The sequence below is a fragment of the Bartonella sp. AP88HLJMH genome, assembly GCF_042195605.1.
In the GTDB taxonomy this organism is placed as follows: domain Bacteria; phylum Pseudomonadota; class Alphaproteobacteria; order Rhizobiales; family Rhizobiaceae; genus Bartonella.
This window is the reverse complement of the sequence record NZ_JBHIOR010000031.1, coordinates 1-7,789: the sequence shown is the minus strand read 5'-3', so window position 1 is coordinate 7,789 and position 7,789 is coordinate 1. Positions and strand designations below refer to the sequence as shown.

General features: G+C 36.5%; 13 protein-coding genes and 1 pseudogene. 10 read left to right on the top strand and 4 right to left on the bottom strand.

Annotated features, from left to right (window positions below; genetic code table 11):
- Positions 1-192 precede the first annotated feature (192 nt).
- The 4 genes and pseudogenes from ACFIMA_RS08840 to ACFIMA_RS08825 all read right to left on the bottom strand — a co-directional run.
- Positions 193-426, bottom strand: a pseudogene (locus ACFIMA_RS08840) (hypothetical protein); the annotation flags it as partial.
- Positions 420-821 (bottom strand): hypothetical protein, encoded by a 402-nt coding sequence (locus ACFIMA_RS08835; RefSeq protein ID WP_375621851.1) that lies wholly within the window; start codon positions 819-821, stop codon positions 420-422. The gene ACFIMA_RS08835 and the pseudogene ACFIMA_RS08840, both read right to left, overlap by 7 nt.
- A gap of 113 nt (positions 822-934) precedes the next feature.
- Positions 935-1,315, bottom strand: a complete 381-nt coding sequence (locus ACFIMA_RS08830; RefSeq protein ID WP_375693374.1) for a hypothetical protein — start codon at positions 1,313-1,315, stop codon at positions 935-937.
- 214 nt (positions 1,316-1,529) lie between these two features.
- Positions 1,530-1,883 carry an XRE family transcriptional regulator gene (locus ACFIMA_RS08825; RefSeq protein WP_273791732.1) on the bottom strand — a complete coding sequence of 118 codons (354 nt, stop codon included), beginning with the start codon at positions 1,881-1,883 and terminating at the stop codon, positions 1,530-1,532.
- Positions 1,884-1,970: 87 nt separating this feature from the next.
- Between ACFIMA_RS08825 and ACFIMA_RS08820 the strand changes: the two genes are divergently transcribed.
- The 10 genes from ACFIMA_RS08820 to ACFIMA_RS08775 all read left to right on the top strand — a co-directional run bounded on the left by ACFIMA_RS08820 (position 1,971) and on the right by ACFIMA_RS08775 (position 7,609).
- The gene (locus ACFIMA_RS08820; RefSeq protein ID WP_375610978.1) at positions 1,971-2,210 is read left to right on the top strand and encodes a helix-turn-helix domain-containing protein; all 240 of its coding nucleotides are present in this window, start codon (positions 1,971-1,973) and stop codon (positions 2,208-2,210) included.
- Positions 2,211-2,220: 10 nt separating this feature from the next.
- Positions 2,221-2,769: a hypothetical protein gene (locus tag ACFIMA_RS08815; RefSeq protein WP_375693757.1), complete on the top strand. Its 549-nt coding sequence runs from the start codon at positions 2,221-2,223 to the stop codon at positions 2,767-2,769.
- A 10-nt stretch (positions 2,770-2,779) separates the two neighbouring features.
- Positions 2,780-2,974, top strand: coding sequence for a hypothetical protein (locus ACFIMA_RS08810; RefSeq protein WP_375654215.1), 195 nt, complete (start codon positions 2,780-2,782; stop codon positions 2,972-2,974).
- A 44-nt stretch (positions 2,975-3,018) separates the two neighbouring features.
- The gene (locus tag ACFIMA_RS08805; RefSeq protein ID WP_375657628.1) at positions 3,019-3,492 is read left to right on the top strand and encodes a crossover junction endodeoxyribonuclease RuvC; all 474 of its coding nucleotides are present in this window, start codon (positions 3,019-3,021) and stop codon (positions 3,490-3,492) included.
- A complete protein-coding gene (locus tag ACFIMA_RS08800) occupies positions 3,482-3,835 on the top strand; it encodes a DUF1376 domain-containing protein (RefSeq protein WP_375674169.1) in 354 nt (117 codons plus the stop codon). The genes ACFIMA_RS08805 and ACFIMA_RS08800 overlap by 11 nt, the downstream gene beginning before the upstream one ends.
- Before the next feature lie 79 nt (positions 3,836-3,914).
- Entirely contained in the window at positions 3,915-4,958 is a 1,044-nt protein-coding gene (locus ACFIMA_RS08795; protein ID WP_375693378.1) for a hypothetical protein, read from the top strand.
- Between the two features lie 219 nt (positions 4,959-5,177).
- The gene (locus tag ACFIMA_RS08790; RefSeq protein WP_375693376.1) at positions 5,178-5,507 is read left to right on the top strand and encodes a hypothetical protein; all 330 of its coding nucleotides are present in this window, start codon (positions 5,178-5,180) and stop codon (positions 5,505-5,507) included.
- On the top strand, positions 5,494-5,946 hold the full coding sequence (locus ACFIMA_RS08785; RefSeq protein WP_375693377.1) for a hypothetical protein: 453 nt from the start codon (positions 5,494-5,496) through the stop codon (positions 5,944-5,946). Before ACFIMA_RS08790 ends, ACFIMA_RS08785 begins: the two co-directional genes overlap by 14 nt.
- A gap of 352 nt (positions 5,947-6,298) precedes the next feature.
- On the top strand, positions 6,299-6,823 hold the full coding sequence (locus ACFIMA_RS08780) for a hypothetical protein (protein WP_375655634.1): 525 nt from the start codon (positions 6,299-6,301) through the stop codon (positions 6,821-6,823).
- A gap of 84 nt (positions 6,824-6,907) precedes the next feature.
- The gene (locus ACFIMA_RS08775; protein WP_375631871.1) at positions 6,908-7,609 is read left to right on the top strand and encodes a hypothetical protein; all 702 of its coding nucleotides are present in this window, start codon (positions 6,908-6,910) and stop codon (positions 7,607-7,609) included.
- Positions 7,610-7,789: the final 180 nt, after the last annotated feature.

The following is a 7,789-nucleotide window of genomic DNA, read 5'->3' as shown; positions in this document are numbered from 1 at the left end:
TTTTTGACATATCCAAAGTCTCTCAGTGCACGAATGCGGCGGAGCGTTCTGCGCCCAAACTCAATTGTTTCATCAGTAAGTTCGTATTTTTTTTCCATGGTTTATTTCCTTGATTTGCGTACAATTCACCCGTGGCGTGAATCACGCTGGTGTTTAAAAGTTGGTTGTGTGGTTAAAAACGGCTTATATGGCTATTACGGTATTACCAAAAATCTCGGCAAAACCACAAACTTTAGCTTTTCCATAAACTTTGGCGTTACCAGAAACCCAGCAATTGCCATCATGACTTAGATTGTCTTCTTTCTCGATATAGCCTCCTAAATCACCTGCTTTAACATTACCAAAGTCTCTCAATGCACGAATGCGGTGGAGAGTTTTGCCCCCAACTTCGATTGTTTCATTAGTCAATTCGTATTTTTTCACCATGCTTTTTCTCCAGTGGACATGACGTTATCGCCATCAATATCCGCATCACGATAAATTTTTGCGTCGCCATAAATACGTGCATTACCGGAAACTGTTGCCATTCCATAAACTTCGGCAAAACCGTAAACATGTGCATTATGTTTAATTCGTGCACTACCATAAACTACAGCATCATCATAAACTTGAGCATTATCGTAAACGCAAGCACAAGATAAGACGAATGCATTACCACCTACCCAGCAATTACCATGATGCGATAGGTTGTTTTCATGTTCTATAAAGCCGCCTAAATTACCTTTTTTAATAACTCCAAAGTCTCTTAAAGCGCGGATACGGTGAAGAGTTACCCCTTTAAACTCAGCTTTCCCATCAGTAAGTTCGTACTTCTTTTCCATGATTTTACTCCTTTAAGTTAGATTCTGCCTTTGTCGTTCTTGCAAAAGAACGGCATTGCATTGTGTGGTGAATTTTTTGAAAAGGTGGCGTCTTTTAAAAACGCCTTTAGCTTTTAAAGCACATCACAAGGACGCAAACGGTGTTGTTTTTCGTAAGAACCATACATTGCATCATCATATTCGCGCTGTTTTATATCATCTAAAAAAAAACCGTATGCTGTGCTGTGTAGAATAAAATCGTGAGGAATGTTTCCGTTGAAGCACTGCTCTTCACATTCTTTAAGATAGAATTCGGCAATATCTTCAGAGATATCTTCGCAACGATTAGTCGTTGGTTCTACGCGCAAAATTTGGACAGCATTATCGGTTTGGTCGATAAAATTGATAATGTCCTTTTCTTCTAATAAAGGACCAGATTTAGCGAGATTTTGTTCTTCATTTTCGCACATCACTAAGAGAATTTCATCAGAATTTATAAACACTGGTTTATTCACAAATGCCTCCATACTGCCTATTGGCAAAAGTTATTTTCTAAGATATGGAACTTATGTATGCGCATATTGCACATATGTCAACAATAAAATGTGCAACATGAACATATTTAGTGAGTATTATATTATTTTGGGATATATAAAATGGATGATATTGATAACCTTATAATGGAGGCAGTGAATAAGCTTAGTATAGATAAAAAAAGAAGGTTAATTATTATTCTTCGTCTTTTAGAGTATCTAAAATGCGAAGAAGCCACTGCTTTTTTTCAGGAGATATATTTTTTAGAGCGTTAAAAACTTCTTCTTGAAGTTCGCGGTCTGAAAGAGCAGTTGTAGATTTTGTTTTTATCCCCTGTCCTTCACCAGTCAATAACCAACCTGTACTTACGTTAAAAGCTTTTGCGTATCGACTTGCGGCTTTATTGATGCCGCGAACTCCTTGTTCATGTTGTATATAAGTGTAATATGGCCAGCCGTAATATTGAGCTGCGGCTCGGGCAGATTTAAATCCTTTGGCAATTCTTGCTTCTGTTAAGCGTATAGCTTGGTCGGGTTTTTGTTCTTGCATTCTGACAACTCCTTTCCATTCATAATGCACATATTATATGTGCTTTTCGACTTGACTTTTTTCTGTGCACATTGCACACTTAATTTTATGAATAAGATAGAAGCAAAAAAAATACGCAAACGCCTTAATCTTACGCTGGACGAAATGGCAGCGTTATTAGGCGTCAACAAATCAACAGTATGGCGTTGGGAAAAATATGGTGTTCCTTCAAGAGGAGCAGTTGCTTATCTTTTAAAATCTTTATGCGATCAAGAGCAACACCCCCCAATGTCGAAAATTTGCAAGAGCTGCGGTGTTGATCACACCGGAGAAACTTTACAGCATTAAGGAGATAAAGATGAGTTCGAATGAAATTTTATGGATAGCAGTGGTTTCAGTTTTGCTCTTAAGCGGAGTGATGTTTCGTATTGCATTGCATTATCGCGATCAAGTTAAAGCACTTAAAGAGCAGGTTCAAGATATTAAGAAAAAAATGAAAGAGAATGAGTTTAGGTATTTAATGGAAAGCAAGCAGACAATTGATGAATGTGATGCGGATCTTGAAGAACGTGACAAGGAAATTAAACAACTGAAGCAAGAGATTGAAGAACGTGACGAGGAAATTGAAGAACTTAAGCAAAAGATAGAAGAATGTGACGAGGAGGAAATGGAAGAACTGAAGCAAGAGATTGAAGAACGTGACGAGGAAATTAAAGAACTAAAACAAAAGATAGATGCGTATCGAGAAGATTTTACACGGAAAAGTGAAAAGATACAGGCACTAAAAGCAGATGTTCAATCACGCGACGAGGAAGTTGAAAGACTAACACAAGAGCTTAAACAGCGTGATGAAGCAGTAAAAGCGCCGGCTCATAAGAATAAGAAGAGTAAGAAGAAGGGTAAGTGAGGAGATAGAGATGGGCTTAATTGCGCTTATTATATCTTGTTATGCAGCTTATACTGCTTTTAAAACCACAAAAAGGCTTAGACAAAAGATAAATGAAAAAGACGAAATAATACACGAGCAAGCAAAGCTCATTGAAAAATTATCTTTTCCTAACGTTTCTTATTGTGTGAATTGCAGTAAAATTGTGTGCAGAGAAGTCATTTAAGCACCATTCTAAGAAAAAACCATCATTAAATGTAAGTGATTTAGATGCTTCATACAATCCTTTGTTTTGATCTAGGTACCAAAACGGGGTGGGCGATACGTGGTGCAAGTGGTGACATGTTCAGTGGTACCGTGAATTTTCAATCACGCCGTTTTGAAGGCGGTGGAATGCGTTATTTGCGTTTTAAACAATGGCTATCAGAAATAAAGCAGACAGCAGGTCAAATTGACGTGGTGTATTTTGAAGAGGTGAGGCGTCATAAAGGTACAGATGCAGCGCATGTTTACGGTGGTTTGTTAGCAACGTTAACGGCGTGGTGTGAACAGCATCAGATACCGTATGAGGGGATACCAGTAAGTACGATTAAGAAAGCGACGACAGGCAAGGGGAATGCGTCGAAAGAAGAGATGATTAAGGCGGTGCGTGCAAAAGGGCACAATCCGAAAGATGATAACGAAGCAGATGCTTTAGCAATTTTATATTTAGTTAAAGAAAGGGAATTGGGGTATGTCCAGTAAATTACCATGGACGAGGCTTTTTGCAGACAGATGGCTTGTTACTCTTGGTTGTTTGTCGCCGACCGAGAAATGTATCTATGTCATGTTGCGACTTCTAATGCTCCATACTGGTGAACCTATTTTAAAGGACTTAACGGTATTAGCTTTTTGGGTTGGTTATCCAGTAGAAGAGTTTGAAGCAGCTTTGAATTCCTTGATTGAAGGTGGATTCATCATACGTTTAGACAATGGTGGGTTGTGGAATTCAGAAGTTGAAAAAGAACTCAACAGTCTCAGTGAAGAAGAGCTAGATAATTTCACTTGCAATAATAATAAAGAAAGGGAGGTGAAGTATGTCAACTAAGTTGCCATGGACGAGGCTTTTTGCAGACAAGTGGCTTCTTGATCTTGCTTGTTTACCCGCAATTGAAGGCAATGTTTATATGCGATTGCGATTGCAAATGTTGCGCACTAGAGAGCCTCTTGTAAATGATGCGCAAATATTATCTCATTTTACGTGTTGTTCAGTAAAAAGATTTCAGAAGGCATTAGATTACTTATTTAGATCTGGACACATTATTCTTTCAGAAGATGGTCATTTGTGGTGTTCAGATGTTGAAGAAGAATTAAAAAATTCAGACGAAACTTTAAATAAGTTTGCAGAAAGAGCAGCAAAAGCCGCCAATACTAGAAAACATAAAAACCACGAAGAATCTTCAAGAGAGCTTCAAGATTCTTTAAGAAGTCTTCAAGATTCTTCAAGATGTCTTGAAGATTCTTCAAGAGGGTACAATAACATTAACAATAACAATAACAAAAAAAATAAAAATATTATTTTATCAAAAAGAGAAATTGATTTTGAAAATTTAGAAACAAACGATTTGGTTGACGAGCCAATCGAATGTGATGTTGAAAGCCAATCAGAACAAATCAAAACGATAGAAACCAAACAACCAATCATTCGCGAGCAAAATACCAACACTTCAAACGAAGTTAACAACCGATGGCAAATTAACGAAGCGATGATTGCGAAATTGCCTTCACGAAAAGTTAAAAAGGTTGGAAAACAACTTTCAGAAATCGTTGATAAGATAATGCCTGCTTATTTTCCAGAGAAAGCAAACTTTTTTGAAGGAACAAAGAAAATAAGGGAAAAACAAGAAGTTGAAAGAATACTAGAAGATTTCAAACCCGATTTTCAATACGCAACTGAACAAGGATTAACGCATGATGAAGCCTTATCAGAATTTGAAAAATTTGTACGCTTTTCAAAAACCAATCCATGTCACAATGCAAATGAACGCGATTGGCAAAGCGCTTGGGATAATTGGATTACGCATCCAGAATATGGATTGGTAATTAAGAAACACAAAAAATCAGAAGTGAAAAAACTATATGAAAGCGCATGTTATAAACCACCGTCAAACAATTTCGCAAATAACCTTTCAGAAAGCTTCAATCAACTTGCAACAGCGATCTACGCTTAAAGACACTTATGGATCAGAAAAAACAGCAAAGTAGTGAAGTTTGCTGATGATTTTGAGAATAGACATGCGTTTAAATTGACAGAAAGGCACCGTACAGATCGATTTAAAGATTTTGTGATAAAAACCACATTGAAATTAAAAACGCTTCTGTACGGTCCATTTTGAGGCAAATAAACCCATTGGTAAAGTTATGGATTTAGATAGGGGATATTAAACCAAATGTTTTTAAGAAAACGTAAACAGAAGGGGGGAAAAAAGTTTGTTGCAACAGCGGTTGGATATGCACCATGGGGATTAGGGGTAGCAGAGTATTTTTACAATCTTTACGAATATGATGATGGTACAAGAGAATATGAAGAATTTGACGGTGGTCAGTATCATGAGATACCTGAGAAAGTTGATTACAGTACCAAGGCTCAAGTGAAAGCGTGGATTTATGGGGGTGGTATTCCGAAAAGCGTTCTCAATTACGAACCTCTCATAGATGAGATCAATAAAGAGATCAAAAAATTATCAAAAACCGCAGGAAATAAATATGTTTACAGATAAGCAGCTAAGAGCCTTGTTTGGTATTATAATTTTTATATTTTTATGCTTTTTAGGAATTAAAAAAAATCCCTATTTTATCCAAGGTATTTTGATATTTGCATCTTTTGGTTTGATAATAATAACAAATATTTTTGTAATTTTATGCAATTCTCATATTCCTTTTGAGTTGCAGAACAATCCAAAATATAAAGATGATGATACAACAGGTTGGAAGATATTAACACGTGATTTACAACAGTATATGCACCGACTTTTAAAGCTAATAAGTTTAGCACTTGTCGTTTTAATTTTTCCAAATAGTTATACTGTATTTTGGTATTTAGATATCGTTTTTTGGTACTTTTTTTTAGTTTATTCATTCTTTCTCATGTTGCATACACGCAGTTTAATAAACATGTCCATTTACGCACTACATTTTTATACTAAAAACCAAAAGTAAAATTTAAAATCACTTGGTATTCAATTAGGTAGGTATCAAAATGAAAAAAAGTGAAAAAAATAAAAAATACGTATTGACTTTAAAGAAAAGGTCGTTTATTAAGGTCGACAAGTGCCTAAGAAACACTAAACGTTAAGCGGGTAAACCACGAAAAGGTTTCTCCCATTTCTTAAAATACTGACTTTCTTTTATGCTATCGTTGGCATATAACGATTTTGTCGGGTGTGGTCACACCATACAATACTCTTTATGAGAAAAGTGTGACGACGGACTTAACGCCGTGTTTCTTAGCACCCGGCGCCCTTATAGGGTCGTCAATAAGAAACTTAATTACGTTAAGAAAGAAATTAGCATGAAAGCTACAGTTAAAAATCAAGAAACTTCTCCAAAATATCAACTTACCAATCAAACAATTCTTCGCGAAGGTAAAAAACTTTATCGCATTAAGGCGTTAAGAGATTTTGGTGATGTTAAAGCTGGTCAACTTGGTGGCTATATTGAATCTGAAGAAAATCTTTCCCATGATGGTAATTGCTGGGTTGGTGATCAGGCCATTGTTGTGAGCCCTGGTCGTGTTTACGAAAATGCGCAGGTTTATGGCAATGCGGGTGTTGGTGGTTTTGTATATGGTAATGCTCGCGTCTACGATTCAGCAAAGGTTTTTGCCAATGCCCATGTGTATGATAATGCCCATGTTTTCGATAGTGCAAAAATTGTAAGTAAAGTGCATGTTTATGAAAATGCCAATGCATGTGGCATGGCTATTGTTACTAAGAATATTTGTGGTGACACAATGAATAATGTTTATACAGAACGCCTTTCTCCTTATGGTGAAATTTGCTTTGTTATGTGTCGTCCCCATAGGAAAACAGCTTAAATAACGGCGCGGGCGCGGCGGGGGCGCCTCCTTATAACCATTTCATTTAAAAATTTGTTTGAATATTAGATTAGGGAGCTACCTATGACCACTAAAAATGTATCTAAAAAATATGAGCTTATAAATGAAAGTCACGTTAAAGGGATTACTTTATACCGCATTCGTGCTTTAAAAGACTTTGCTGATGTTAAAGCTGGTGATTTAGGCGGCTTTATTGAAAAGGAAGATAACCTTTCTCATGATGGCAATTGCTGGGTTTATGATAATGCTTGTGTTGTAAAATCTGGTCGTGTTTATGAAAATGCAAGGGTATATGGCAATGCTGCCATTGGTGGTTTTGTTTATGGCAATGCGCATGTATATGATAAAACCCGCGTGTATTTTGGAGCTCATGTTTATGATAATGCGCATCTTTCTGATAAGGTGTGGGTTTATCAATATGCAAGGGTTTATGGGAATGCAAAATTAACAGGAAGTGCACGCATTTATAGCAAGGCTGAGGTTTATGATCATGCTGTTGTAAGTAGCTCTTCAAAAATTTATGGCAAGGTTTATGGCAATGCTAGCGTGGGTGGGTATGTTAAGGTCTACGGTTCTGTTTATGGCAATGCTAAAGTGACTGGTTATCACACCATTAGAGGTTTGGTACATGGCAATGCAAGATTAAAAAGAAATGATTATTCATATGTTGAGCAAAACATTTACTATGTATATGGAATTCCTGAAGATTGTGAAATTTATGAAAACGATACCGTTGTAAAGATTGTTGAAAATAAAGCAGCGTAAATAAAATAACGGCGCGGGGGGCTGCTTTATAGCAAAAAAGCCGCGTCCTTTAAGACACGGCTTTTGTTTGCAACTGGAAACTTATACATTTTAAATGTTAAAGTATATTACACAAAACGTGTAAAAATGCAAGCCTTAATACATAAAAACCGCATCAAAATGAATTGATACGGCTTTTAT

Coding starts and splice junctions, on each gene's coding strand:
- ACFIMA_RS08835 (WP_375621851.1), bottom strand. CDS start 821: ATGGAAAAGAAGTACGAACTTACTGATGGGAAAGCTGAGTTTAAAGGG.
- ACFIMA_RS08825 (WP_273791732.1), bottom strand. CDS start 1,883: ATGCAAGAACAAAAACCCGACCAAGCTATACGCTTAACAGAAGCAAGA.
- ACFIMA_RS08820 (WP_375610978.1), top strand. CDS start 1,971: ATGAATAAGATAGAAGCAAAAAAAATACGCAAACGCCTTAATCTTACG.
- ACFIMA_RS08815 (WP_375693757.1), top strand. CDS start 2,221: ATGAGTTCGAATGAAATTTTATGGATAGCAGTGGTTTCAGTTTTGCTC.
- ACFIMA_RS08810 (WP_375654215.1), top strand. CDS start 2,780: ATGGGCTTAATTGCGCTTATTATATCTTGTTATGCAGCTTATACTGCT.
- ACFIMA_RS08805 (WP_375657628.1), top strand. CDS start 3,019: ATGCTTCATACAATCCTTTGTTTTGATCTAGGTACCAAAACGGGGTGG.
- ACFIMA_RS08800 (WP_375674169.1), top strand. CDS start 3,482: ATGTCCAGTAAATTACCATGGACGAGGCTTTTTGCAGACAGATGGCTT.
- ACFIMA_RS08795 (WP_375693378.1), top strand. CDS start 3,915: ATGCGATTGCGATTGCAAATGTTGCGCACTAGAGAGCCTCTTGTAAAT.
- ACFIMA_RS08790 (WP_375693376.1), top strand. CDS start 5,178: ATGTTTTTAAGAAAACGTAAACAGAAGGGGGGAAAAAAGTTTGTTGCA.
- ACFIMA_RS08785 (WP_375693377.1), top strand. CDS start 5,494: ATGTTTACAGATAAGCAGCTAAGAGCCTTGTTTGGTATTATAATTTTT.
- ACFIMA_RS08780 (WP_375655634.1), top strand. CDS start 6,299: ATGAAAGCTACAGTTAAAAATCAAGAAACTTCTCCAAAATATCAACTT.
- ACFIMA_RS08775 (WP_375631871.1), top strand. CDS start 6,908: ATGACCACTAAAAATGTATCTAAAAAATATGAGCTTATAAATGAAAGT.